The 25873-nt window shown below is 63.6% G+C and carries 21 protein-coding genes and 2 pseudogenes; 5 read left to right on the top strand and 18 right to left on the bottom strand.

The window, feature by feature from the left end; all coding sequences use genetic code 11:
* Positions 1 to 10: 10 nt before the first annotated feature.
* Positions 11 to 1234 (bottom strand): efflux RND transporter periplasmic adaptor subunit, encoded by a 1224-nt coding sequence (locus B0G76_RS02185; RefSeq protein ID WP_120289740.1) that lies wholly within the window; start codon positions 1232 to 1234, stop codon positions 11 to 13.
* 430 nt (positions 1235 to 1664) lie between these two features.
* On the opposite strand from B0G76_RS02185, the gene B0G76_RS02180 reads away from it, so the two are divergent.
* Positions 1665 to 2312: a TetR family transcriptional regulator gene (locus tag B0G76_RS02180; protein ID WP_120289738.1), complete on the top strand. Its 648-nt coding sequence runs from the start codon at positions 1665 to 1667 to the stop codon at positions 2310 to 2312.
* Between the two features lie 31 nt (positions 2313 to 2343).
* On the opposite strand, the gene B0G76_RS02175 is transcribed toward B0G76_RS02180, so the two are convergent.
* On the bottom strand, positions 2344 to 2976 hold the full coding sequence (locus B0G76_RS02175; RefSeq protein WP_120289736.1) for a cysteine hydrolase family protein: 633 nt from the start codon (positions 2974 to 2976) through the stop codon (positions 2344 to 2346).
* A gap of 179 nt (positions 2977 to 3155) precedes the next feature.
* Here B0G76_RS02175 and B0G76_RS02170 point away from each other — a divergent pair, with 179 nt between their 5' ends.
* A complete protein-coding gene (locus B0G76_RS02170; protein WP_120289734.1) occupies positions 3156 to 4151 on the top strand; it encodes a helix-turn-helix domain-containing protein in 996 nt (331 codons plus the stop codon).
* 15 nt (positions 4152 to 4166) lie between these two features.
* On the opposite strand, the gene B0G76_RS02165 is transcribed toward B0G76_RS02170, so the two are convergent.
* The 6 genes from B0G76_RS02165 to B0G76_RS02140 form a co-directional block, all read right to left on the bottom strand.
* Positions 4167 to 4916, bottom strand: a complete 750-nt coding sequence (locus tag B0G76_RS02165; protein WP_120289732.1) for a CoxG family protein — start codon at positions 4914 to 4916, stop codon at positions 4167 to 4169.
* 32 nt (positions 4917 to 4948) lie between these two features.
* Entirely contained in the window at positions 4949 to 5341 is a 393-nt protein-coding gene (locus B0G76_RS02160; RefSeq protein ID WP_120289730.1) for a DUF427 domain-containing protein, read from the bottom strand.
* 172 nt (positions 5342 to 5513) lie between these two features.
* Positions 5514 to 6011 (bottom strand): carboxypeptidase regulatory-like domain-containing protein, encoded by a 498-nt coding sequence (locus B0G76_RS02155; protein ID WP_120289728.1) that lies wholly within the window; start codon positions 6009 to 6011, stop codon positions 5514 to 5516.
* Positions 6012 to 6247: 236 nt separating this feature from the next.
* Positions 6248 to 7765, bottom strand: coding sequence for a DegQ family serine endoprotease (locus tag B0G76_RS02150; RefSeq protein WP_120289726.1), 1518 nt, complete (start codon positions 7763 to 7765; stop codon positions 6248 to 6250).
* Positions 7766 to 7944: 179 nt separating this feature from the next.
* Positions 7945 to 9246, bottom strand: coding sequence for an ATP-binding protein (locus B0G76_RS02145; RefSeq protein WP_120289724.1), 1302 nt, complete (start codon positions 9244 to 9246; stop codon positions 7945 to 7947).
* Positions 9247 to 9250: 4 nt separating this feature from the next.
* Complete coding sequence (locus B0G76_RS02140; protein ID WP_120289722.1) at positions 9251 to 9913, bottom strand: response regulator; 663 nt, start codon at positions 9911 to 9913, stop codon at positions 9251 to 9253.
* 264 nt (positions 9914 to 10177) lie between these two features.
* Between B0G76_RS02140 and dacB the strand changes: the two genes are divergently transcribed.
* The 3 genes from dacB (at position 10178) to B0G76_RS02125 (ending at position 14279) form a co-directional block, all read left to right on the top strand.
* Positions 10178 to 11791: a D-alanyl-D-alanine carboxypeptidase/D-alanyl-D-alanine-endopeptidase gene (gene dacB, locus B0G76_RS02135; protein ID WP_120289720.1), complete on the top strand. Its 1614-nt coding sequence runs from the start codon at positions 10178 to 10180 to the stop codon at positions 11789 to 11791.
* A gap of 195 nt (positions 11792 to 11986) precedes the next feature.
* Positions 11987 to 12937 (top strand): sterol desaturase family protein, encoded by a 951-nt coding sequence (locus tag B0G76_RS02130; protein WP_120289718.1) that lies wholly within the window; start codon positions 11987 to 11989, stop codon positions 12935 to 12937.
* A 94-nt stretch (positions 12938 to 13031) separates the two neighbouring features.
* Positions 13032 to 14279 carry an SGNH/GDSL hydrolase family protein gene (locus tag B0G76_RS02125; protein WP_120289716.1) on the top strand — a complete coding sequence of 416 codons (1248 nt, stop codon included), beginning with the start codon at positions 13032 to 13034 and terminating at the stop codon, positions 14277 to 14279.
* A gap of 339 nt (positions 14280 to 14618) precedes the next feature.
* Here the strand turns inward: B0G76_RS02125 and B0G76_RS02120 are convergent.
* The 10 genes and pseudogenes from B0G76_RS02120 to pyk form a co-directional block, all read right to left on the bottom strand.
* Positions 14619 to 15542: pseudogene (locus tag B0G76_RS02120) on the bottom strand (IS3 family transposase); the annotation flags it as partial.
* Between the two features lie 15 nt (positions 15543 to 15557).
* Positions 15558 to 16913: an IS110 family transposase gene (locus tag B0G76_RS02115; protein WP_120289714.1), complete on the bottom strand. Its 1356-nt coding sequence runs from the start codon at positions 16911 to 16913 to the stop codon at positions 15558 to 15560.
* Positions 16914 to 17144: 231 nt separating this feature from the next.
* Positions 17145 to 17405: pseudogene (locus B0G76_RS02110) on the bottom strand (transposase); the annotation flags it as partial.
* 60 nt (positions 17406 to 17465) lie between these two features.
* Complete coding sequence (locus B0G76_RS02105; RefSeq protein ID WP_259460795.1) at positions 17466 to 18563, bottom strand: IS4 family transposase; 1098 nt, start codon at positions 18561 to 18563, stop codon at positions 17466 to 17468.
* 242 nt (positions 18564 to 18805) lie between these two features.
* Positions 18806 to 19858, bottom strand: coding sequence for an L-threonylcarbamoyladenylate synthase (locus B0G76_RS02100; protein ID WP_120289712.1), 1053 nt, complete (start codon positions 19856 to 19858; stop codon positions 18806 to 18808).
* A gap of 10 nt (positions 19859 to 19868) precedes the next feature.
* On the bottom strand, positions 19869 to 21065 hold the full coding sequence (locus B0G76_RS02095; protein WP_120289710.1) for a 5-(carboxyamino)imidazole ribonucleotide synthase: 1197 nt from the start codon (positions 21063 to 21065) through the stop codon (positions 19869 to 19871).
* Between the two features lie 109 nt (positions 21066 to 21174).
* On the bottom strand, positions 21175 to 21693 hold the full coding sequence (purE, locus tag B0G76_RS02090) for a 5-(carboxyamino)imidazole ribonucleotide mutase (protein ID WP_120289708.1): 519 nt from the start codon (positions 21691 to 21693) through the stop codon (positions 21175 to 21177).
* 132 nt (positions 21694 to 21825) lie between these two features.
* The gene (locus tag B0G76_RS02085) at positions 21826 to 22716 is read right to left on the bottom strand and encodes a phosphoribosylaminoimidazolesuccinocarboxamide synthase (RefSeq protein WP_120289706.1); all 891 of its coding nucleotides are present in this window, start codon (positions 22714 to 22716) and stop codon (positions 21826 to 21828) included.
* 132 nt (positions 22717 to 22848) lie between these two features.
* On the bottom strand, positions 22849 to 23913 hold the full coding sequence (fba, locus tag B0G76_RS02080) for a class II fructose-bisphosphate aldolase (protein ID WP_120289704.1): 1065 nt from the start codon (positions 23911 to 23913) through the stop codon (positions 22849 to 22851).
* 227 nt (positions 23914 to 24140) lie between these two features.
* Positions 24141 to 25577: a pyruvate kinase gene (pyk, locus tag B0G76_RS02075; RefSeq protein WP_120289702.1), complete on the bottom strand. Its 1437-nt coding sequence runs from the start codon at positions 25575 to 25577 to the stop codon at positions 24141 to 24143.
* Between the last annotated feature and the right edge of the window lie 296 nt (positions 25578 to 25873).

Below are 25873 nucleotides of genomic sequence, written 5' to 3'. Positions count from 1 at the left end.
AGGCTCCCTGTTATTTCGCGGCCGATGCAGCGGACGCAGCCTGCGCCATCTGTGCACCGCTGGCCGCCGGCGCTTCCTGAGCAATGGCGTCGGAGGCTGGCGATGGTGCGGGGACTGTCTTGACCGTCATTCCTGGACGTACCTTGTCGGTGCCGAGCACGATGACGCGGTCACCCGCGTTCAGGCCGCTCTCGACCACCCAGTTCGAACCGTAGGTCGACGCGGTGACGAGCTGGCGGACCTCGACCTTGTTTTGCGCGTCGACAACGAGCGCGGTCGGCTGGCCCTTCGGATCGTGCGTAATACCCGATTGCGGCACGACGATTGCCTTGTCATTGACGCCTTCGTCGATACGCGCACGCACGAACATGCCCGGCAGCAGGACGTGGTCCTTGTTCTGGAAGATCGCGCGGATCGTGACCGAACCGGTGCCCTGGTCGACCGTCACGTCGGTGAACTGCAGCTTGCCCTGCTCGGAATAGGTACGACCGTCTTCGAGGATCAGCGTGACCTTCGCCGCGTCCGGGCCGTTCGTCTTCAGACGCCCTTCCTGGACCTGGCGGCGCAGCTTCAGCCCGTCGAGGCTCGATTGGGTCAGGTCCACATAGACCGGATCGAGTTGCTGGACCGTCGACATCAACGTCGCGGCGCTCGCCTGCACGTACGCGCCCGGAGTGACCTGCGAAATGCCGACCTGGCCGGTCACCGGCGAGGTCACGTCCGTATAGCCGAGATTGATCTGCGCCGTATCGACCGCCGCCTTGCCTGACGCTACGTCTGCCGCGGCCTGGCCTTCTGCTGCGACGGCGTTGTCGTAATCCTGCTTACTGACTGCGTTGGCGGCGACCAGCACCTTGTAGCGGTTTGCCTGCGCGGTGGTCGTGGCGAGATTCGCCTGAGCCTTCGCAAGCGCCGCCTTGGCGCTGTTCAACGACGCGATATACGGCGCCGGATCGATCTTGTACAGACGCTGGCCAGCCTTGACCTGGCTGCCCTCGGTGAATTCGCGGCGCAGCACGATGCCGTCAACCCGCGCACGCACTTGCGCCACGAGGAATGCATTGGTACGGCCCGGCAATTCGGTGACGACCGGCACGGTCGTCGGCTGCACCGTGACGATGGCAACCTCGGGGGTTTGTTGCGGCGGGGCCGATTGTTTTGGTCCGCACGCTGCCAGCAATACGGCAGCCGTCGCGGCACTGATTAAGCGGAATGGAACCCGTTCGACGCGCATGGAGCGACCTCTGTCAAAGACTGAGAATGAAAAAGTGCGCGCATCCCTACCCCGGGGACAACAGCGCACACATACGTCTTTCGACGTTTGACCGGAAGCCCACTGATGCACACCTAACCTGCTGGGGCATCCTGAGCGAAATGCGCCATACCGGGGAAATGCCGCACGGCGCCGTCCGTCAGGGCACGGCGCGAGAGCGTTTTGAAAGGCAACAGTGACGGATATTAACCGGTCGTCACGGCTTGGGCTATCCGATCGTGGGATGCTATTATATATACATCCACGAATGCATGTAAAAGTGCATTTGCTTCCTTGCAGCCGGGGGGCCTGCAAGATCGCATCGAAAATTGCTTAGCAGCGGACAGATTGTCATCGAGCGTACTTAAAAAACGCCGGGAAAACCCCCACAATCAGGGCAGGTCACATCATTATGGTCAGAAGAACCAAAGAAGAGGCGCAGGAGACGCGCAACAGCATTCTCGACGCGGCCGAAAGGGTTTTCTTCGAGAAAGGCGTATCGCGCACGTCGCTCGCCGACATCGCGCAGGCAGCCGGCGTCACGCGTGGCGCCATCTATTGGCACTTCGCGCACAAAAGCGATCTGTTTACCGAAATGTTCGACCGCGTGCTGCTGCCGCTGGACGAACTCAAGGCCTCCTTGCAAGACCCCAATGAACCCGACCCGCTCGGGCGCCTGATAGAAGTCTGCACGGTCTGCCTGCGCGACACCGCCAACGACCCGCGCCGTCGGCGGGTGTTCGACATTCTCTTTCTGAAGTGCGAGCTGGTCGAAGAGATGGGGCCGGTGATGGTCCGCTACCAGACCAATATGCGCGATGGGCTGAAGAAGGTCGAAGGCGCTCTGCGCAATGCGATCGCCAAAGGACAACTGCCGGCCGATCTCAATACCGGGATCGCGGCGGCGATGGTGCATGCGTTCATCAGCGGCTCGCTGCGCGACATGCTGTTTTTGCCGGAGGCGACCGATTTCGGCAAGCATGCGGAGCAGATGGTCGCGGGGATATTCGATGCGCTGCTGCTGAGTCCTGCGTTGCGCAAGGGAAAGACGGCCGGCTGACAGCCGGCCCGAACTGAGGTTTTATGCGTCCTTATGCAGCCGCCTGGCTCGCCCGTGCCTTCTGGTTCGACGCGTAGATGTTGCCGCGTTCGAGCGGCACGCCGCCCTTCACCGCCGCAATCCATTGGTCCGTGCTCACCACGGCCGCGAAGCGCGACTGCAACACCACGCTGAATACCCGGTGAATGTCCTCCGCGCTCGCAAAACCCGCGCTGTTCTCGTAGGGCACCGAACCCGTCGCGTCGTGCAGGAATTCGACGGTAAGACCCAGGTGGACCGCGTGGTTGATGGTCGACGCGTCGCAGTTATGGGTCATGTAGCCGACCACCGTCAACGTGTCGATCTGCTGCGCGGCGAGCCACTCGGCCAGATCGGTCTCGGTAAACGCGCTCGGCAGCGTTTTCTCCAGAAGGCGATCGTGAGCGCGCGAGCCCACCACCGGATGCAACTCAGCGCCCACGCTGCCACGCGCAAATAACGGCGAGGTGGCCGGCGAGAAGTTCTGCACGACCACTACCGGCACGCCGGCGGCATGGGCCGCATCCATCGCCCGGCCGATGTTGGCGAGCGAGGTTTGGACATCCGGATATTCGATCGGCAGATCGCCGGTGACGTATTCGTTCTGCACATCGATGACGATCAGCGCGCGGCGTGGTGCGGTCATGGCAAGACTCCTTGTCGGTTGAGCAGTTGAGGCTCGCGCTGCGTGGCCCGGGATGGGCGTTCAGCAGGCAGCGGCGATGACTGCATTGTTGGCCCGCTGCCGCTTTCCCGATAGCGACCCGAATGACAAGATTCGCTAGAATCGGGCCATCGTTGAATTTTCCAAGGCGACCGCAAGCCATGGCTACACCCATCTCCCCCATCGCCGCGCGCGACGACGCGCCCCGCCACGTCGTCGCGGTCATCGCGTTCGATTGCATCAGCCCGTTCCATCTTTCGGTGCCTTGCGTGGTGTTCGGCGAGGACCGCAGCGGCGGCGGCTTACCCGAGTTCGAGTTTCGCGTCTGTGCTGCCGAAACCGGCGCGCTGACCACCACCGCCGGTTTCTCGATCGCCGTCACGCATGGGCTGGAAGCGCTCGCCGACGCGGATACGATCATCGTGCCGAGCTGGCGCGACCCGAACGAGACGCCGCCCGCGGCGCTGCTCGACGCACTGCGCGCCGCCCATGCACGCGGCGCCCAACTGGTCGGGCTGTGTCTGGGCGCGTTCGTGCTGGCCGCCGCCGGCATCCTCGACGACCGGCCGGCCTCCACCCATTGGGCTTGGGCGGACGACTTCGCACGCCGCTATCCATGCGTGCGGCTCGATCCCGATGTGCTCTATGTCGACGACGGCAACGTGGTGACTTCGGCCGGCACCGCCGCCGGCCTCGACTGCTGTCTGCACGTGCTGCGCAAGATATGCGGCTCGCAAGCGGCAAACTACGTCGCGCGGCGGCTGGTGGTGTCCCCGCATCGGCAGGGCGGCCAGGCCCAATTCATTCAGCAGCCGGTGCCGCCGAATGTGCGCGGCGATCGCCTGTCAGGTCTGCTCGATTGGGTGAGCGGCAATCTCGATGCGCCGCATACGCTCGACACGCTCGCCGGGCGCGCCTTGATGAGCCGCCGCACGTTCACGCGACGCTTCCGGCTCGCCACCGGCACGACGGTCGGCGCGTGGCTGCTGGCGCAGCGGCTCGCCCGCGCGCAGCACCTGCTGGAAAGCACGGATGAGTCCGTGGAAGCGATCGCGGGAATTGCGGGTTTCGGCTCGACCGCCTCGCTCCGGCAACATTTCGCGGAGGCGTTCCGCACCTCGCCGTCCGCGTGGCGACGGGAATTTCGCGGCGTGTGAGCGGTCGTGAGGGGTTCAGTGTTCGCTAAGCCAACGCGCCACATATAACAGCAGCGCCACCAGAAAGATCATCGCCGCCCACGCCCAGTTCGGGACCACATGCGGACTGGGCTGGTGATGCGAGACGCCGTGCGACGCCCCGTGTGACGCGCTCGCTGCCCGCCCGGTCAGCGCGTTGCCATGATCCGTGCGGATGCGTCGGGCCATGCCGCCGAGCGTGATCGGCCGCAGAAACACGTGCTGCCGGCGCGCCGCCGACCCGCGTGCACGGTTCGGCCCTTGCCCATGCTTGGCACGAACGACCGCGCCGAACTCGTCGAAAAAATCGTCGGCCAGTTGATGCAGCGCGTTTTCGAGCTGGCGCGTAGGCAGTTCGGCAAGCGGCCCGGACGAGGTCGCCCAGATCGTGTAATCGATCCGCGTGCCCCGCTCCCGGCCGACGCCATGCGAGCCGTCGTCCGCGCGCAATCGCACTTCGATCTGTCCGCGCAACGAGCCAATGCCCTCGGCTCGCGCCTTGAAATTGATGGTGCGGCGCTGCGCGTCCGCCGGTCCGGAATCCTGGCCGGCAACGTGGGCGCGCGCTTCGTAACGCGCGCGCAACGGCCCGAGCGGCACAGTCATGGTGAGCGCAAATTCGCCTTGGCCAAGCCGCGTGAACGACTCGCAGTTGTCGAGGCTTGCACGCAACAAGGCGAGGTCCTGCAACGCGTCCCATACGTCGGACGGTGCAAGCGGGATCCGTAACGCGTCGTTCAGTTCCATCGCAGCCTCCCCGATAACCGCGCAACCGCCGATCAGGATGTTTGATCGATGCGGTCGACGCGTGAAGCGTAAAACGCGAGATACCCTTTTAAACGTGCCACCGGCTCAAGCGGCGTCTCATAGCTCCATGCGGCGTTTTCGATCAGACCGTCTTCGGTGCGCAAATGGAAGTAGGACGCCTCGCCCTTGAACGGGCAGTGCGAAGTATGTGTCGAGCGTTCGAGGCGCGCCATGTTGACGTCGCCGCGAGGGAAGTAGAACACGTCCGCCAGACCGGTTTCCGCGAGCGTGAGGCCCGCCTGGGTGTCGGCCATGGTCACGCCGCCATGAATCACACGCACCCGGTGATTGTTGCCGCTGATCGCGATGGTATGCCCGCCCGTGCTCGTGCCGGGGTTTCCGTGGGGTGTCAAGGCATCGCTCATGTCTCGGCTCCGGGGTGGTGTGCAACGCGTGTGCAGTCGTCCAGATAGTAAAGCCACGGGGGTACCCGTGGCTTCATTATCGGCCAAACTCCAGCCAAATGCGCGGCCTTCCTGATTGCGGCCGGGCGTCTCGTCCGGCGACGCTCAGGAAGGCGGGACGCCTGCTTGTTGCCTATTGCGTAGTCCAGTAGAACGCAGCCTTGGCGGTGCCCTTGGCCGGGATCGTCACCGGCCTGGTCTGGTCGTGATCCTTGTACTGCGCATGCACGGTGTAGCGGCCGGGGCGCAGCTTGACCAGCATATACGGCCCGCGCGAGGTGGCGCTCAGCACGTCGTCGTTGTGGGCGTCGACGATTCGCACGTGGACGTCGGCGAGAAAGTCCGAGCCGGGGCCCGTGAAGCGCAGCGACAGCGGCCACTCGCTTTCTGCGTGCCGCAGCGCCGTCGATTCGTCGAGACCGACTCCGCCCGACACGAACGAGACGTCGCCCTTCTGCTGGATTTGCGGCAGACCGCTACCGTTGGCGTTGCCGGCGCTGGTGTTGTCGGTGGTCGTGCCGCCGGCCACCTGGCCCGCCTGCTGCGCATAAGCGCCGCCCGCCAGAGCGAGTGTGAGCGCGGCGCATACCGCGGCGGCTACAATCGTTCGCTGATTGCGTTGGGTTTTCATCGGTTCGCTCCTTCTCAAGGTCCTTGCCGTCCGGGGGCCCTTGATGGGTCCCTGACCAAGGCAGACGCAACCTGCGTGCCAAGCCTCAGTTTGCGCCGTCTGGAAATCGCTGCTGCGCCACGCCACGCGGCGCAGTGCGCCTGGCTTCACGGCTTTGGAGTCGGTAAAAAAATGCCGGTCCGTCGGCAGTATGTACACGGACCGGCAAGCGTGACTTCGATTCGTGCAATGTGCTCTTAGCCGAGATCGACCGGCACGAAGATCTGCGCGTTATCGCGCTGGATCAGCAACGCGATGCTATTGCCCGCGCCGGCGATCATCTGCTTCAACTGGTCGACGCTCGTAACCGGCCGGCCGTTGACCGCGAGGATCACGTCGCCCGGCTGGATGCCGGCGCTTTCAGCCGCGCCGCCCGATTGCTGCACCAGCAGACCGTGCGACACCGACGCCCCGCTCTTCTCTTCCGGCGTCAGCGGCCGCACCGCCACACCGAGACGGCCTTGCAACTGGGTCGGCTGATCCGCTTTGTCGGAGGCCACCTTGGCATCCGACAACGAACCGATCGTCACCTTCAGGTCCTTGGTGGCCTTGTCGCGCCATACCTGCACGGTGGCCGGGCTGCCCGGCGCCAGACCGGCGACCTGCGACGGCAGATCCGACGAATCGCCAACCGGCACGCCATTCACCGACAGAATCACGTCGCCCGGTTGCAGACCGCCCTTGGCAGCCGGGCCGCCCGGATCGACCGAGCTGACGAGCGCGCCTTGCGGCTTCTGCATGCCGAACGAGTCGGCCAGCGTCTGGTTCATGCCCTGCACCGCGACGCCGAGACGTCCGCGGCTCACATGGCCGGTCTTCACGAGGTCGTCTTTGACCTTGATCGCTTCATTGATCGGAATCGCGAACGAAAGGCCCTGAAAGCCGCCCGTCTGCGAATAGATCATCGAGTTGATGCCGATCACTTCGCCTTGCAGATTGAACAGCGGGCCGCCCGAATTACCCGGATTCACCGGCACGTCGGTCTGGATGAACGGCGTGTAGTTCTCGTTCGGCAGCGAGCGCGACTTCGCGCTGATGATGCCCGAGGTCACCGTGTTGTCGAAACCGTACGGCGAGCCGATCGCGACCACCCATTGGCCGACCTTGCTCTGACGCGGATCGCCGATCTTCACGGTCGGCAGATTGCTCGCGTCGATCTTCAGCACGGCGACGTCGGACTGCTTGTCGGCGCCGACCACTTTCGCCCTGAATTCACGCTTGTCGGTGAGCTTCACCGTGACGACATTCGCGCCGTCCACCACGTGCGCATTGGTCAGGATGTAGCCGTCGTTGCTGACGATGAACCCCGAGCCGAGGCTCGCGCTCGGCTGATCGGGCGCATCGCCGCCGTCGCCGCCTTGCATGCCCGGCATGCCGCCGAAGAAGTGCTTGTAGAACTGATAGAAGGGATCGCTCGGATCGATCGGCAACTGGTTGCCGCCCATGGCGCCATTGCCGCCGTTGCCGCGCAGGGCCGCCTGCTTGACCACATGCTTCGCGCTGATGTTGACGACGGCGGGGCCATAGGTTTCAACGAGGCCCGAGAAATCGGGAATGCCGGTTTTCGCAGCGGCTTCGGCAGGCATCATCGCGGCCTGCGCCGGCGTGATCACCTGCGGCGCGGGCACGTCGCGATGCCCCGCCACGTAGCCGGCGGAGAGCGCCACGGCGACAGCCACTGCAACAGCGCTGCGGGACAAGGTTTTCGCGTTCATCGTGTACTCCTGACTGGGAGAAAGTGGCTCTGGAATGAGATGAAGCGTACGTGGCATCGCTTAAAAGAGTCTTAAGCAGCGCCAGATCGCGTCAAACCCGTTTTTAAGGCTTGTTTAAGCCTTGCTTACGCCACATTCGAACCACGTTCGAGCCACGTTACGAACAGAAGACCTCACCTTCAGAAGCGCACTTCGACCTGCAAACCACCCGCCGGAGATTCGTCGAGCTTCACCGCCGCATGGTGCTGCGTAGCGATGCGGCGCACGATCGCGAGGCCGAGACCGCTGCCCGCCACGTCGGTGCGCACGCGGTTCGCGCTGGCGCCGGCCCGGTAGAAGCGATCGAACACGCGCTCGCGCTCCGCCGGTTCGATGCCCGGCCCGCTGTCGGCAATCCGCACCACCGGATGCCCTTCTTCGACATGCAGACTGACGTCGACGCGGCCGCCGCGCGGCGTGTATTTGGTTGCGTTATCAACGAGATTGTTGAACATCACACGCAGCGCGTCGGCGTCGCCGGTCACCGTGGCAGATTCGCTCGCCTCGATGCCGAGATCGACGCCGCGATTCTGCGCCAGCGGCGCGTACGCCACCACGCAGTCCTGCAACAGCTCGCGCAAATCGATCGGGTTGGCGGCGGCGAGACCGTCCGGCTCCGATCGTGCGAGCGCCAGCAATTGCTCGGCAAGACGCGTGGCGCGCGTGACGCCCGCCTGCAGGTCGGTCAGCGCTTCGCTGCGCGCGGCGTCGTCTTTCGCGCGGGCCACCAGTTGCGATTGAATCTGCACGGCGGCAAGCGGCGTGCGCAATTCGTGCGCGGCATCGGCGACGAATGCTTTCTGAATATCGAGCGCAGTGGCGAGCCGTTCGAGCAGGCCGTTCAACGCACGCACGAGCGGCTGCACTTCGAGCGGCAGGCGCTGATCGGGCAAGGGATCGAGCGCCTCGGGGTGGCGCGCGTCGAGCGCGCTGGTCACGCGCCGCAACGGCCTCAGCCCACGCCCGACGGTCACCCACACCGCCAGCCCCAGCAGCGGCAGCAGCACGATCAACGGCCACAGGGTTCGCAACGCGACATTCGCCGCGAGCCGGTTGCGCACAGAAACCGGTTGCGCCAGTTGCACGACGTTATCGCCGACGATCGCGCCGTACACACGCCAGTCGCCGCGCTCCGTACGCTCGGTCGAAAAACCGAGTTCGGCGCGCGGCGCGAGCGGCGCACGCGGCCGCGAGTAGTACATCAGCACGCCGTTGCGATTCCAGATTTGCAGCACGATGCCTTCGTCGCCGGTGTCGCGCGAACCGAGCACCTGCGAGAACGGCTCCGACGGCAATGCCGCGGCGATCTGCTCCAGCTGGTAATCGAACAGTTCGTTGGCTTCGGCCAGCGCCTGCCGGTAGATCAGCCAACCCGCAATGCCGACGCCGAGCAACACCAGCGCCAGCAGCCAGACCAACAATTGACGGCGAATCGAACGCATCGGCTCAGGCGTCCTTGGCGATCATGTAGCCGAGACCGCGCACGTTGCGAATCAGATCCGCGCCGAGCTTCTTGCGCAGCGCGTGAATGTAGACCTCGACGGTATTGCTGCCGATCTCCTCGCCCCAGCCATACATTTTTTCTTCGAGCTGGCTCTTCGAGAGCACCGCGCCCGGCCGTGCGATCAAGGCTTCGAGCAGCGCGAATTCACGCGCCGACAACGCGACCAGCGCGCCGTCGAGCGTGACCTGATGTGAGGCCGGATCGAGCGTCAGGTTACCGTGGCGAATCGTCGAATCGCTCCGCCCCGATTGGCGCCGGATTAGCGCGCGCATGCGGGCGCCGAGTTCGTCGAGATCGAAAGGTTTGACAAGGTAATCGTCGGCGCCGGCGTCGAGGCCTTTGACGCGATCGGCGACCGCGTCGCGCGCGGTGAGGATCAGCACCGGCGTAGCGTGGCCTTTGGCGCGCAAGGTGCGCAGCACGTCGAGCCCATCGCGCTTGGGCAGGCCGAGATCGAGCAGCACCAGATCGTAAGGTTGGCTGGTCGCCGCGCTGAGTGCTGCTTCGCCGTCTTCCACCCAGTCGACCGCGAAACCTTCGCCGCGTAGCGCTTTGCGCACGCCTTCGGCGATCATCCGGTCGTCTTCGACTAGCAATATGCGCATGGTTGGTACGGTCCCGAAACATTTGATGATGCCGCATTCTAGCGCCCGGCCCCGTCGCGCGCGACGCGCGACGCTTTTTCACCGCAGCCTCACGGCATGTCTCTACAATGAGCGCTTTGCGCCGCGCGGCGGTTTTCCGCGCGTCACGCAACGCTTCTACACACTCTGAATTGCCGCGCGTCGCCGCGCCCCGAAATCCTGCTTCTTCGCCTGTCCATGACGCACGCTTTTTTGCCCGCTTTTTTCCCTTCTTTCGCTCGCCGTATGGCGCTGCGCCCACTCTCCTCTGCTTCCGTCTGCGCCCCACTTCGCCGGTTCGCGCCACGCGCGGCGGTATGGCTGCTTGCCTGCGCCGCGCTCGGCAGCGGCGCAGCGCTGCCGCTCGCCGCGCAGGCGCGCGTCAAGGCCACGCATCCGAGCGTCAACGTCACCACGGTGCTGCCGCAGACGGTCATGACCGGCCTGCAGCGCGCGCACGTGCCCTTGTCGTCGATTAGCGTGGTGGTCGAAAAAGTCGGCGATCGCACGCCGATCCTCGCGCTAAACGCCGGCAAGCCGATGATGCCCGCCTCGACGATGAAGCTCGTCACCACCTACTCCGGCCTGTCGATCCTCGGCCCGGACTATCGCTGGCGCACGAGCGCCTACGCCGACGGCACGCTCGACGCCAATGGCGTACTGCACGGCAATCTTTACATTCAGGGCACGGGCGATCCGAAACTCGTGCCCGAAGAACTGATCGACCTCGTGCAGAAAATCCACAAGGCGGGGATCAACGGCATCGACGGCGCGCTGGTGCTCGACAAGCGTTACTTCGACGCCTCCACGCGCGATCTGCCGCCGTTTGACGACGACGCCACCGCGCCGTACAACGTCGGTCCCGATCCACTGCTGTATGCATTCAAATCGCTGTCGTTCACGCTGACGCCTTCCCCGGATGGCAGCGTCGCAATCGACGTGCTGCCCGCGCTCTCGCAGTTGCAGATCGACAACCAGATGCACGCGGTGAATGGCCCGTGCCGCGGCGACGCCGCCTCCGTCTCGCCCACCGTGACGCCCCAGCCCAACGGCACCGTGGTTGCGTCGTTCGACGGCGACTACTCGGTGCGCTGCGGTCCGCGCACGATCAACGTGGCGGTGCTCGACCACACGGCGTTCTTCGCGGGCGGCTTCCTCGCGCTGTGGCAGCAAACCGGCGGCACCTTCAGCGGCGCGACCCGCGAAGGCGCGGTGCCGGTCGGCGCGCGCCTCGTCGCTACGCACCAGGGGCCGGTGCTTTCCGACATCGTTCGCGACATCAACAAGTTCAGCAACAACACGATGGCCCGCAACCTGTTTCTGACGATCGGCGCAACGGAAGAAAAGCCGCCCGCCACGCCCGCAAAATCGGCCCGTGCCATCGAGGCGTTTCTGCGCCGCGACAGTGTCGACATGCAATACCTGACGCTCGACAACGGCTCGGGCCTGTCGCGCGACGAGCACGTTACCGCGCTCTCGCTTGCCGATCTGCTGCAGCGGGCCAATGCGAGCCCGGTCGCCCAGGTGTTCGTGGAGTCGCTGCCGATTGCGGGCGTCGACGGCACGATGCGCAATCGCCTGACCAACCAGGGCGCGGGCGGCAACGCGCACATCAAGACCGGCACCCTGCGCGACGTGCGTGCGATCGCGGGCTACGTGGCCTCGGCGGACGGCAACAGCTACGTGGTGGTGAGCCTGATCAACGACCCGCATTCCGAGGCCGCGCGCGCCGCGCACGACGCCTTGCTCGAATGGGTCTACCAGGGACCGTCCCAGGGATTCACGAAAGTCTCCGCCCCCGTCACCGAACCGCGCAGCAGCAAGCCCAGGAAAAACCCGCACAAGCGCGGCGCCCATTGAGGATTCCTTCTATAGAACCCGCGCGCCGCAACGCGCCCAAGCGTGTACGCTGTCGGGCAGTGTTTGAGGCGCGCGTAAAACGTAACGCGTAGCGCATGAGCCGCGCACCCGTTACGGTCGCGTGGCCCGATCAAACGAAAACGACAACGTCCGCTGCGTCAAGCGCAGCGGCCAGGGACCACGGAGGAAGACACAATGCAATTCGATGCCGAATTGCTGCTGCTCGCCATGGCGCCAGTCTTTCTCGCATGCATTGGCTGGGAGGTGTGGCACCTGCGGCACACGCGCCCCGGCGCACAGCTTTATAGCTGGCGCGACACGTTCTGCAACGCCGGGCTCGCGCTGATGCAGCAAGCCGCAGACAAGCTCGCGTGGCTCGCGATCATCCCCGTTTATGCATTCTTCTACGATCACTATCGCGTCACCACGTGGCCGGCGACCTGGGTGTCGTTCGTCGTGCTGTTCGTCGCGCAAGATCTGCTCTATTACGTGTTCCACCGCTGCAGCCATCGTGTGCGCTGGCTGTGGGCCGCGCATGTCGTGCATCACTCGTCGGAGCGGATGAATTTTTCGACCGCATTCCGCCAGAGCCTGATGTATCCAGTTGCCGGCATGTGGGTGTTCTGGATTCCGCTCGCCGTACTCGGCTTTCCGCCGAAGCAGATCGTCGCCATCGTGCTGATCAACCTCGGTTTCCAGTTCTTCGTGCATACCCAGGCGATCGGCAAGCTCGGCTGGCTCGAATACGTGTTCAACACGCCCTCGATTCATCGCGTGCATCACGCGCGCAACGACCGCTATATCGACCGCAACTATGCCGGCGTGCTGGTGATCTGGGATCGCCTGTTCGGCAGCTACGTCGAAGAAGATCCGCACGACGCGCCGGTGTACGGCATCGTCGAGCCGCTGCACACGTATAACCCGCTGAAGGCGACGTTTCATGAATGGGGGTCGATGGCCGCCGATTTCCTGAGCGTACGAGGCTGGCGCAACAAGTTGCGCGCGCTGTTCGCGCCGCCCGCATGGGCCGCGGATTATCACGCGCACCGCGCCGCCGGCGCGGGGGCCCGTGTCGCGGCATCCGGCGGCGATACGAGCAGGGAAGATAAGCATGCGGCCGCGTTTCAAACGCAGCGCAGGCCGTAGAAGATTCTGTAAGCTGTCGTCACACCGCCGACGCGGTGGGCGCTGCCTGCAATACATGGCACAAGGGCCACACATACGAGGAGATGCAGTCAACATGAAACAAACAACATTGAAGAAGCGCAATTTCGTCCGCGTCACGCAGATCGCCCTCGCCAGCGCTGCGTTTGCTCTGCTCGCCGCTTGCGGTGGCGGCAGCGATAACAACAGCTCGAGCAGCACACCGGCGGGTGGTGTGAAATTGCAGGTCGTGTCGTTCGGTGACAGCTTGTCGGATGTCGGCACGTACGCGCCGGTGATCCAGTCGAGCTTCGGCGGCGGCCGCTTCACGACGAACCCGGGCGAAGTGTGGACCCAGAAGGTAGCGGAGTACTACGGCGGCACGTTGACTGCCGCGTATGTCGGCGGCTTCGGTCAACCGCTGGCCGCGACGGGCGGGTTTGGCTACGCGCAAGGCGGTTCGGACGTCGTCAACGCCCAGGGTGAAGGTTGGGCCCCGAACAACGCGGCGGCAACGACTGTGCCGGTGGTGACTCAGGTGGCAAACTACCTGGGCGCGCATACGAGCTTCAACTCGAACCAGCTCGTGCTGGTAAACGGCGGCGCGAACGATATCTTCCAGTTCGCAGGGACCACCGCCAATCTGACGGCGCTCGCCACCGCGCTACAGACGCAATACCCGCTGCTCGTGCAGGCCGGCAAACTACCGAACACGCAGGCAGGCCAGGTACAGTTCATCGCCGGCTACCTGCAGCAGCTGGCCAACCCCCAGATCGCGACGGCCGCTACGCAGCTTGCTGCGCAAATCCAGACCATCGTCAACTCGGGTGCGACCCACGTGGTGGTGTCGACGGTGCCGGACATCGGCAATACGCCGCAGGGCGTTCAAGCCAACGCGGCCTCGCCTGGCGCGGCAGCACTGCTGTCGGGGATTACCGCGGCGTATAACGGCATCCTGGTCCAGAGCCTGACGGCCCTCGGCCTGGTGGGTACGGGCAAGGTTATCGTGGCCGATGCGTTCACGTGGATTGATCAGCAGTTGCCGAACTATCAGGCACTGGGCTTCACGGTGTCCAACACCGGCACGGCGTGTAACCTGACGTCGATGGTGGCTAACGCAACCGCGTACGCTACCGCCAATCCGAGTGCAACGAATGGGTTGACCCCGGCGCAGTATGGCTCCCAGTTCGGGTCGTCGCTGTTCTGCTCGCCGCAGACTTATACGGTGGCTGGCGCTGACCAGACCTATATGTTTGCGGATTTGGTGCACCCGAGCTCGCACTTGCACACGCTGTTCGCGCAGTATGTTCAGCAGCAGATTGCTGCGACGGGTTTGGGGAAATAAGGTTGAGGCTGCCGCTTGGCGGTGGTTGAATGTGTGTTCTGCGAACGCCTGGCTTGTTGGTTGAGTCGGGCGTTTTTCTTTAATGCCTGTGCGGCGCGTTTTTGTGTGCCTGTGGTGTTGGCCTTTCCTTGAATTGTTAGTGGTTTATTAGCGTTGCCCCTGTGCGGGGCAATGCTCTCAACTTAAGCCCCACTGCATCAGGCGAGTTTGTAGGCGAGATGGAAGTGGGGCTTGGCTTTTCTGGGTGGCCTTGGATAGGAGCGTGAGGGCTGTATCCGGCATCGGGTCTGGTGGATCATTGACCTTGCCCCTGTTTGGCGAATCCCTTAACCGAGGAAATTACGCAGCCTCGCCTTGCCGGGCTGCGAACCAGTTTTTCTCGAATGTCATGGGACTGACGTAGTCGAGTGTCGAGTGTAACCGGCGTGCATTGTAAAAGCCCAGCCAGTCAATCACCTCATCCATTGCGGCACGCCGCGTGGCGAAGTGCCGACCATGCATGCGTGCGACCTTCAGCGAACCCCACAGACTTTCGGTCGGCGCGTTATCCCAGCAATCGCCGCGTCGGCTCATCGACGAACGCATGCCATAGGCCTTCAACGTGTCCTGGAACAGGCCGCTGCAATACTGGCTACCCCGGTCGCTATGCACGATTACGCCGGCTTCCGGGTGGCGCCGGAACCACGCCATACGCAGTGCGTCCGTGACCAGCTCAGCCTTCATGTGCGGCTGCATCGACCAGCCCACCACCTGCCGGCTGAACAGGTCGATGATGACCGCGAGGTACACCCACCCCTCGGCTGTTGCCAGATAGGTGATATCGCTCGTCCAGACCTGGTTCGGTGCGGTGGCGGTGAAATTGCGCTCCAGCAGATTCGGCGCCACCGGCAAATCGTGGTTCGAGTTCGTCGTCGCGATGTACTTGCGCTTGTGGCGGGCTCGAATGCCATGCTGCGCCATCAGCTTGCGAACCCGCTCCTTGCCCACGCGCACGCCACGCGCGAGCAGTTCCTTCCACATACGCGGCCAGCCGTACTCGCCCTTGACCTGCGCGTGAATCGCCTTAATGTTTGCGAGCAGTGCATCGTCGCTCAAGCGGCTTCGGTGCGGCCTGTCCTGTGCAGTGCGTTGCCGGCGCTGATGATATCCGCTGGGGCTGACCTCCAGCACTTCGCACAGCACCGAGACCGGCCAGTGGCGTCGATTGCGCTCAATGAATGCGTACTTCACATCGACTCCCTGGCGAAGTACGCAGCGGCTTTCCTAAGAAACTCACCTTTACGTTGGCGAGCCCTGAGGTTGCAGTGAATATCCAAATTGCGCCGCGCGGCGATGAAGCTGCTTGATAACACGGTCCCTGTACTGCTGTTCGTAATGATCCGCACCCGGGTCGCGGTAGTCCATGCCATAGCGCATCGCGTTATAAAACAGAACAGCGATCTTGCGCGCCGTCGCAGTCACGGCTTTGGCGTTACCAATTCGGCCGGCAAGGCGTCGGTAGAATGCGCCAAGCGCGGTATTGCTTCTTCCAACGCTCACCGCCGCAAGCCTGAGTGCGACTGTGATGCGGCTGCTGGTTTTGCGCATGTGCGATGACAGTACCTTGCCACCGCTGATCTTGCATCCGGGCGCAAGCGTGAGCCATGAAGTAAAGTGCTTGGCGGTTGGCCATCGGCTCAGGTCCGTTCCACATTCGCCAATCAGGCGCAGAGCGAGGAACGGGCCGATGCCGTGAATTTGCGTAAGGTCGGTCCCCGCAAGCTGGTACATGGCCGTGCGTACATCGAAGTTGGGATCGCTGGGCATCTTGTTGCGATGTTTCGCCTTCGGCAGCGGTGCTTCCGGAATCGGGTGAGCGATATTGAGGATTGCGACAGCACGTTCGATCTCAACATCGCACTCGTCGATGCACTGCTGGTAAAAGTCGTAGAGCGCAAGCGCCTGTTTCAGGGCGAACACGTGCTCGGGCTGGTAGTTGCCCACCAGCGCATTCCGAATGGTTTCAAGGCTTTCCTTGCAGCGGACGTCGCGCATCGCCGCCAGCCTGTCTGGATCGCGCTCACCAGCGACGATCGCACGGATGATCCGCAGTCCCGTGACACCCGTGATAGTCGCGATCACGTGGTGCAGTTGGATATTCATGAAGGTCAGCGCCTTCTGCATGTGCTGGATATGCGCGGCGGCATAGTCGGTGTGCTTTTCGCGGCAGCGCAGGTACGCGCGTAATTCCGCTATATCGCGGCCAGGCCGGAAACTGGCCCGTAGTAGCCCACACGCGTGCAGTCGCTGCAGCCATTGTGCGTCGTTGACATCACTCTTCCTTCCAGGGACTGCGCGCGCCTCGCGTGCATTGGCAAGAACGACTTCAAGGCCCCGGGACTCCAGCACCTCGTAGGCGGCGACCCAGTACACGCCGGTCGATTCCATCACAACCGTCTTTGTGCCGGTCGCGACGAGCCAGTCGGCCATGCGTTGCAAATCGGCGGTAAAAGCCTGGAATGTCTGCACCGGCTCGTCGCACAGGTCCGGACTGACGGCGACAACATGGAACCGTGAACCGATATCAATACCGGCCGCAAACGGATGAATGATCGGCAACCCTGAGGGCTTGGATCGGGTTCGGTCTTTTGGCATCACCCACCTCCTGAATAATCAGGCGCAGGACGGGGACTCGGAATTAATCAATTTCCTAAACGGGGTCGCCCGAAGACGCCACCACAGATGAGTCCGCAGCTTCCCCTGGGCCAGGTTTTTTGACGGGGTTCATACCTCCAAGAAGCTTACGGCCACTGTCTCTGCGCGCATCGAGTGTACCCCCTGGGAGTTTCTACTCATGAGGGGGGCGCGCAAGCGCGTGGGGCGGTTTTTTAAAATATCTCGCTCCATCTTCAGGCGAGCCACCTCCGCACGCAGCCGGGCCAGCTCCATCTGTTCCGGGCTTACTGGCTTTGTTCCAGCCCCCGCCAGCTTGCCTTCCCGGTCAGCCTTCACCCAGTTGTACAGCGTCTGTTCAACCACACCCAGTGTCGCCGCCACTGCTGCCATGCTTTGCCCGGCCTTGACCAGTCGCACCGCTTCCAGCTTGAATTCGAGCGTGTACTGTGCCCGCTTTGCCTTGCCTGTCATCGTTCTTCTCCTTGCGTGAGCTTACCTGCTCAGCAAGGGATTCGTTTTTCGGGGGCAAGCTCACATTTCCAGCACACCGGCAAGGCCGTCCAGACAGCGCCGGATGCGCAGAAGGCACGCGCCGAGGATGGGCTTTAGTGCGCCCAGTGCGTACACCCGGTTAGGACGGCTGGCATGTCTGTCGTCGTGCGGCGCATCGAGATCGCTGAGCAATGTACACAGGTTGTCGGCGAGGATTTTTGCACCGAAGTCCTGCTGCAATGCCAGGTAATCGAGGCCTGTAACGGCTTCCAGCCTGAGACGGTGCTTGAGTCGTTTGAACGCCTCCTCGACCCGCCAGCGCTGGTGATAGAGCGCGCCGAACGATGCGGCCGGATAACGCTCGCCATCGAGCAGCGAGGTCATCAGCACACGCACGCGCCCGCCTGGCGTGACGTCGCGGATCAGCCGCACGGTCGTCGGCGTACGCGCCAGTTCATAGTCGCGGGCATCCAGTTCGCTGGGCGCCTCCAGTGTCACGACGCGCTCGGCTTTACCGCTGCGGGCAAAGACGGTGACGCACTTCCAGTTACGCGCATCCACGCGCATGCAGAACGGGATCTCGCGCTGCGCGAGCGCCGCCACCATCGCGTTGCCGATATAGCCGCGATCGAGCAGCAGCAGGTCGGTGCGCGGCTGCAGTACATCAAGGGCTTCGAACAGCATCTGCCGCTCGCCGCCGTCGGCGGGATGAAGTGCGGCGTGCAGGGTCAGTTCGGAGCCCGGCAGGAACAGCGCAAACGCGTAGTGATCGGCGCGCAGTTCATGGCCGCGACGCGTGCCCACACGCAGGCGACTACCGTCCGCTGCGACCAGTCTCAGCCCGTTCCAGCGCATCGAATCGATATGGGGTTGGGCCAGTGAAATCAGGCGGGTGCGGGCCAGTTCGAACAGTTCGGCAGACAGTCCCTGTCGCGCCTTGCTGAAGGCCTGTGCGCTGACAGCGCGGGTGCGTCCGCCGCTCCCCAGTGCGCCGAATAGCGCGTCAAGTTCGGTCTGCACGCTGGCGCACATGCCAGACATCATCAGCGCGGCCATGCGCGGCAAGGTCAGTCTGCGATTGCGGGTAAAGGCGGTGGGAGAACGACGCACGCGATCGGCGAGCGCCGGATCGAGCAGGAAATCGGAGAACTCAGCCAGAAACCGCGAGGACGCTGGTATTTGAGTTCATATCGTTGATTTATCAGTGAGTTATGCGATGAAGTTTACAGGGGCAATGCCTCGTTTACAAGCCCTTTAAGGCTTAAGTTGAGAGCATTGCCCCGCACAGGGGCAACGCTAATAGACCACTAACAAAACAAGGAAAGGCCAACACCACAGGCATACAAAAAAAGCGCCACTACAAGGCAAAACCCACCCCATCAAACCTGCGCTTCAAAAGCAGCCGCCGCACGCCCCAACCGATCATTAACAGCAATCCACTCAATCGAATCCGGCAACTTCTCGATAAGAATCCGACTCACATCCGCGCGATCCAGCGTCCTTAGCAAACCATACAACTCACGCGCATAAACATGCGGATCTTCAGGCGCGGCAATGAAATGCACGCCTTCGGCATGAGCCCATTCACCCGCGCGTGAAGCCCGCGCCACCAGCGCAACGCGCTCATCGCCCAACCGAGCCGCGAGCACACTCTGCAACGCATCAAAAGGCAGCAAAACCAAAGGCGTCCGCGGCGCATAGTGCGCCTTCAACGTACCCGAAGCCCGCGGCGCAGTCGCATCCGAACCATCGGCCAAACGCGGCGCCTCGCCGAGCACGTCGGCGATATCTTGCGGCGTCACGCGCCCCGGCCTCAACAGCGCCGGAAACCCCCGCGACAAATCGAGAATCGTCGATTCAATCCCGACATCCGATGCGCCCCCATCCAGCACATGAATCGCGCCGCCGAATTCGTCGCGCACATGCTGCGCCGTCGTCGGGCTCACATGACCAAAACGATTCGCCGACGGCGCGGCAACACCGCCATGCCCGCCGCGCAACGCGCTGAACGCTTCCAGCAAAGCCTGAGCAACCGGATGCGACGGGCAGCGCAACCCCACCGAATCCTGCCCACCGCTCACCGCTGCATCAATTCGCGCGGCGCGCTTCAGGATCAAGGTGAGCGGTCCCGGCCAGAATGCATCGATCAGGCGCTGCGCCTCCGCAGGCAAATGCTCGACCCAATAGTTCGGATCGCCCTGCGGCGCCAGATGCACGATCACCGGATGGTTCGCCGGCCTGCCCTTCGCCGCGTAAATACGCGCGACCGCGTCCGGACTTTCGGCGTCGCCGCCGAGTCCGTAGACAGTCTCCGTCGGGAACGCGACGAGGCCGCCCGCGTCGAGCAGCGCGGCGGCGTGCTCGATCTGCGCGGCGCTCACAGGCAGGACGCTCGCGGCGCCGCCTTCGGCAGGTTTGCTTTGATCCGGCATGGCGTTCGCGTCAGCTCGTGATGATGTGCAGGAGCCGCGCGCAATCGCGCGCCGTCGTGCGGGCTTCTTCGAGCGTCGCAGCCGTGAAGTTCACGTGGCCCATTTTGCGGCCGCAACGCGCTTCTTCCTTGCCGTACAGATGCAAACGCGCCGCCGGCATGGCGGCGACCTCGTGCCACGGCGGCGTGACCGCGGCGCCCTTCGGGCCGCCCGGGAACCAGACGTCGCCGAGAACGTTCAGCATCACCGCCGGCGAGTGCTGGCGCGTGTCGCCAAGCGGCATGCCGGTCATCGCGCGGACCTGCTGTTCGAACTGACTGGTCGCGCACGCGTCGACGGTGTAATGGCCGGAGTTGTGCGGACGCGGCGCCATTTCGTTGGCGACCAGCGTTCCGTCTTCGAGAATGAAGAACTCGACGCACAGCACGCCGACATAGCCGAGCTTGTCCGCGATTTGCAGCGCGGCCTGCTGCGCCTGCTGGACCAGCGTCGGGCTCGCATCCGGCGCGGGAACGATGGTGTGCGACAGCACGCCGTCGCGATGCGTGTTCTGCGCCAGCGGATACACCACCGACGCGCCGCTCGCCGCGCGCGCGATCAACGCGGACACTTCGAACTTCAACGGCAAGCGCTTTTCCAGCACGCACGGAACGCCCGCCAGCGACGCGTGCGCCTCGCGCACTTCCTCGGCGTTGCGCACGCGGATCTGGCCTTTGCCGTCATAGCCCATGCGTGCGGTCTTGAGAATGCCCGGCAGCACGGCTTCGAGTTTCGCATCGTCGAGCGCGGCCAGCGCGTCCGACGATTCGATCACGACATGCGGCGCCACCGTCACGCCCGACGAGGCGATGAAGCGCTTCTCGGCGATCCGGTCCTGCGCCACGGCGACGCAACGGCCGGCCGGGCTCACGAAGGTGGTCTTCGCAAGAAAATCGAGGCTCGCAGCCGGCACGTTCTCGAACTCGGTCGACACCGCCGCGCACAGCCGCGCGAGCTCAGTGAGCGACGCTTCGTCGTCGTAAGGCGCGCGGATATGGCGGTCGGCAACCGCGCCCGCGGGACTGTTTTCGTCCGGGTCGAGCACGGCGACGCGATAGCCCATCGCCTGAGCGGCAAAGCAGAACATGCGGCCGAGCTGGCCGCCACCGACCATGCCAAGCCATGCGCCGGGCAGAATCGGTGAAACCGGTGTGTTGTCTGGGTTCATCTTGTGTGGTCGGTCACGGCCGGATGCGCATATAGAGCAATGAAGCAATTGCAGCACCCGGCCGGGGGTCGGACATCGGGGGACGTCTTTAAGCAATCAGCCTTGGCGCTTACAGCGCCGGCAGCACCATTGCGTGGGCTGCTTCGTTCTGGCGCACGCGGAACGCTGCCAGTTTTTCCGCATATTCGGCGCTCGTGCCGCTCAGAATCGACACCGCGAACAACGCCGCATTCGCCGCGCCCGCTTCGCCGATTGCAAACGTGGCGACCGGCACGCCCTTGGGCATCTGCACGATGGAATGCAACGAATCAACGCCCTTCAAATATTTACTCGCCACCGGTACGCCGAGCACCGGCACCGTGGTCTTGGCGGCCAGCATGCCCGGCAAATGCGCCGCGCCGCCCGCACCCGCGATGATCGCGCGAATGCCGCGCTCGCGCGCGCTTTCAGCATAGGCGAACATTTCGTCGGGCATGCGGTGCGCGGACACGACCTTGGCTTCGTACGGCACGCCGAATTCTTGCAGAATCGCGACGGCGTTCTTCATCACTTCCCAGTCGGAACTGGAGCCCATCAGCACGCCGACAACCGGCGCGCCATGCGTATGGGCAGTCTGGACTTCACTCATCTTACGGCTTCCTTGTTTCTTGAGAGCGCCCCCCGACCTGTCGCTTCGCGCCAGGTCCCCTCGAAGGAGGTGAGGCAACTTGGGGCGCCCCGGCGTTTTCTCACGCGGCGCGGATCCGACAGGTGCGCGTAATCAGGCGAGCTTGTGTCCGGTCAGGCGTTCGAGCGCTTCCTGGTACTTCTCGCCCGTCTTCGCGACCACGTCGTCCGGCAGCTTCGGGGCGGGCGGCTCTTTCTTCCACGGTTGGGTTTCGAGCCAGTCGCGCACGAACTGCTTGTCGAACGACGGCGGGTTGGTGCCGACCTGATACTGGTCAGCCGGCCAGAAGCGCGACGAATCGGCGGTCAGCGCCTCGTCCATCAGATACAGCTGGCCGTGGTTGTCCAGACCGAATTCGAACTTCGTATCCGCGATGATGATGCCGCGCGTGGCGGCGTAATCAGCGGCTTCCTTGTACAGCTTGATCGAGATGTCGCGGATCGTGGCCGACAGTTCGGTGCCGATGCGGCGTTCCATCTCGTTGTACGTAATGTTCTCGTCGTGGTGGCCCATTTCGGCCTTGGCTGCCGGCGTGAAAATCGGCTCGGGCAACTTTTGCGCGTTTTGCAGGCCCGGCGGCAGTTCGACACCGCACACCGAACCGGTTGCCTGGTAGTCTTTCCAGCCGCTGCCGGCCAGATAGCCACGCACCACCGCTTCAACGAGGATCGGCTCGAGGCGCTTCACCACTACGGCGCGGCCCTTCACCTGCTCGACTTCGTCTGCCGCCACCACGGATTCGGGCGCCACGTCCGTGAGGTGATTCGGCACCACGTGTTTGAGTTTCTCGAACCAGAAGTTCGCCATTTCATTGAGCACGCGGCCCTTATTCGGAATCGGCTCGCCCATGATGACGTCGAACGCCGACAGACGGTCGGTCGTGACGATCAGCAACTGGTCGTTGCCCACCGCATAGTTGTCGCGGACTTTACCGCGGCCGAGCAGCGGCAGCGAGTGGAGCGTGGATTCGTAAAGGGTAGACATCGTCGTGGTTCGCTAAAAGTGGGGCAAAAAGTGTGACCGGAACAAAAGGGAAACGCCGTTCCCCGGATGATGCGGGAACGGCGATCGAACGACAACCTGGCCAATCAGCCAGGCGTAGAGCCTGCTTATAGCTTAGCGGACGACTTGCGCGAGGTCGCCCGATTTGTACTTCTCCGCGATTTTATCAAGCGAAATCGCTTTGATCTTGCCCGCCTGGCCTTCGCAGCCGAATTGCGTGAAGCGCTTGAGACAGATCTTCATCGCGGCTTCGCGCGCCGGCTTCAGGTAATCGCGCGGATCGAACTTGCCCGGGTTGGTCGCCATGTAGCGGCGGATCGCGCCGGTGATCGCCAAACGCAGGTCGGTGTCGATATTGACCTTGCGCACGCCGTTCTTGATGCCTTCCTGAATTTCCTCGACCGGCACGCCGTAGGTTTCCTTCATGTCGCCGCCGAATTCGCGGATTTCCGCCAGCAGTTCCTGCGGCACCGACGACGAACCGTGCATCACCAGGTGCGTGTTCGGAATGCGCTGGTGAATTTCCTTGATGCGCTGGATCGACAGAATGTCGCCCGTGGGCTTCTTGCTGAACTTGTACGCGCCGTGCGACGTACCGATCGCGATCGCGAGCGCGTCGCATTGCGTCTGCTTGACGAAGTCGGCAGCCTGCTCCGGGTCGGTCAGCAGTTGTTCGCGGGTCATCGTGCCTTCCGCGCCGTGGCCGTCTTCCTTGTCGCCCTTCATGGTTTCCAGCGAACCGAGCACGCCCAGTTCCGCTTCCACCGTGATGCCGATCGAGTGCGCCGCTTCAACCACCTTGCGCGAGACTTCGACATTGTATTCGTACGATGCGACCGTCTTGCCGTCGGCTTCGAGCGAACCGTCCATCATCACGCTGGTGAAGCCGCTGCGGATCGCCGCCATACAGACCGCCGGCGATTGACCATGATCCTGGTGCATCACAACCGGAATGTGCGGGTAGGACTCGACCGCGGCTTCGATCAGGTGACGCAGGAACGGCTCGCCCGCGTACTTACGCGCGCCGGCCGACGCCTGCATGATGACCGGAGCGTTGACCTTGTCGGCCGCGGCCATGATCGCCTGCACCTGCTCCAGATTGTTCACGTTGAACGCCGGTATGCCATAACCGTTTTCGGCAGCATGGTCCAACAGTTGACGCATTGATACGAGAGGCATGCTTAACTCCTTAGATTGAAACGAATTCTGTGCCGTCGGCATCTTTTTTGGCGATTTTATCGCGAAGCAAGCTGCATACCCTTTCACACGTTCCCTAAAGCGCGTTTCCCCCACGCGCGATTGGAGTCTGTGCGCCGCCTCTCGCGGGGCATGACAGCCTGCTTCACTCAATCCAGCCTACGTGCCGATCGAGCAGTCTCCGGCTCACGCCAGAGCGCTGATGCCAATCAATACGGCTCGCCCACGCGTACGATTTTCAGCGTGTTCGTACCGCCTGCCTGGCCCATCGGTTCGCCCACCGTCAGCACCACCATGTCGCCGCGCGACGCGTAGCCCTTGCTGACCACGGTTTCCAGCGCCTGCTGCAACGCCGTGTCGCGGTCGCTGCTGGTGTCCAGATGCAGCGAGGTGACGTTGCGGTAGATCGCCATCGCCCGTTCGCTGCCGACGCGCGGCGTGAGCGCGAAAATCGGCACGTGGGTCCAGTGACGCGACATCCACAGCGCGGTCGAACCGGATTCGGTCAACGCGACGATCGCCTTCGCGCCCAGGTGATAAGCCGTGAACAGCGCACCCATGGCGATCGACTGGTCGATCCGCGTGAACGTGCGGTCGAGGAAATCCTTGTCCAGTTCCGACTGTTCCGATTTCTCGGCTTCGAGGCAGATCGCCGCCATCGTCTCGATGGTCTGCACCGGGTACTTGCCCGCTGCGGATTCGGCCGACAGCATCACCGCGTCCGTGCCGTCGAGCACTGCATTCGCGACGTCCGACACTTCGGCGCGGGTCGGCACCGGTGCGTAGATCATCGACTCCATCATCTGGGTCGCGGTGATCACGAACTTGTTCGATTCGCGCGCCATCCGAATCATGCGCTTTTGCAGCGCCGGAACTGCGGCATTGCCCACTTCCACGGCCAGATCGCCACGCGCGACCATGATGCCGTCCGAGGCGTCGAGGATGCCTTGCAGTGCCGGAATCGCTTCCGCCCGCTCAATCTTCGCGATCATCTTCGGCTTGATGCCGTACGGCGCACCCGCGATGTTCGCCAACTGGCGAGCCATTTCCATGTCGGTGGCGTTCTTGGGGAACGATACTGCGACGTAATCCACGCCGAGCGACATCGCCGTGCGGATGTCTTCCATGTCTTTGGCCGTAAGGGCCGGCGCCGTGAGGCCGCCGCCCTGGCGGTTGATCCCCTTGTTGTTCGACAGCTCGCCGCCGATCGTCACGGTGGTGTGAATCTCGCTGCCGAGCACGCGCACGACGTCCAGCACGATCAGGCCGTCGTTGAGCAACAGCACGTCGCCCGGTTTCAGGTCGCGCGGCAGGTCTTTGTAGTCGAGGCCGACGCGATCGTCGTTGCCGAGTTCACATTCGGCGTCGAGAACGAAGGGGTTGCCGGGGACCAGCGTGGTCTTGCCGTTTTCGAATTTGCCGACGCGAATCTTCGGACCTTGCAGGTCGGCCATGATGCCGACTTCGCGGCCGGCCTGGCGGGCCGCCTCGCGCACGAATTCGGCGCGCTGGCGGTGGTCGTCGGCAGTGCCGTGCGAGAAATTGAGCCGCACCACGTCGGCCCCTGCCCGAATCATTTGCAGCAGGATTTCCGGCGTACTGGAAGCCGGTCCGATGGTAGCGACAATCTTGGTGGCGCGATGCATGAGTCTCCTCGTCTGGATAGGATCGCTGGAATGAGCGCTGCGAGTCGGATGCGGAGGCTGCGCACCGAAGGATGCTGCCGGGGGCTGCGCGCCGGTTGAAAACCAGCGTCGCTTTATGGGGTGAAGCGGTGTTCGACACCAGCACGGGGGATGCCGGTGGGGGTGCGGGCGCGACCTCTGCGTCCGGGAGTTCTGCCGGCGAGGGGGCGGCTTGCACAGCGTTTGCACTGGACAATTCCGCTGCCTCGTTGGCAGTGGCCAACTCCGCGAGCGCGAGGGGCGACCCGGATTCTTCC

It is taken from the genome of Paraburkholderia sp. BL23I1N1, from assembly GCF_003610295.1.
Taxonomy (GTDB): domain Bacteria; phylum Pseudomonadota; class Gammaproteobacteria; order Burkholderiales; family Burkholderiaceae; genus Paraburkholderia.
Note: the sequence above shows the minus strand (reverse complement) of the source record. Positions and strands in the feature narration are given on the sequence as shown.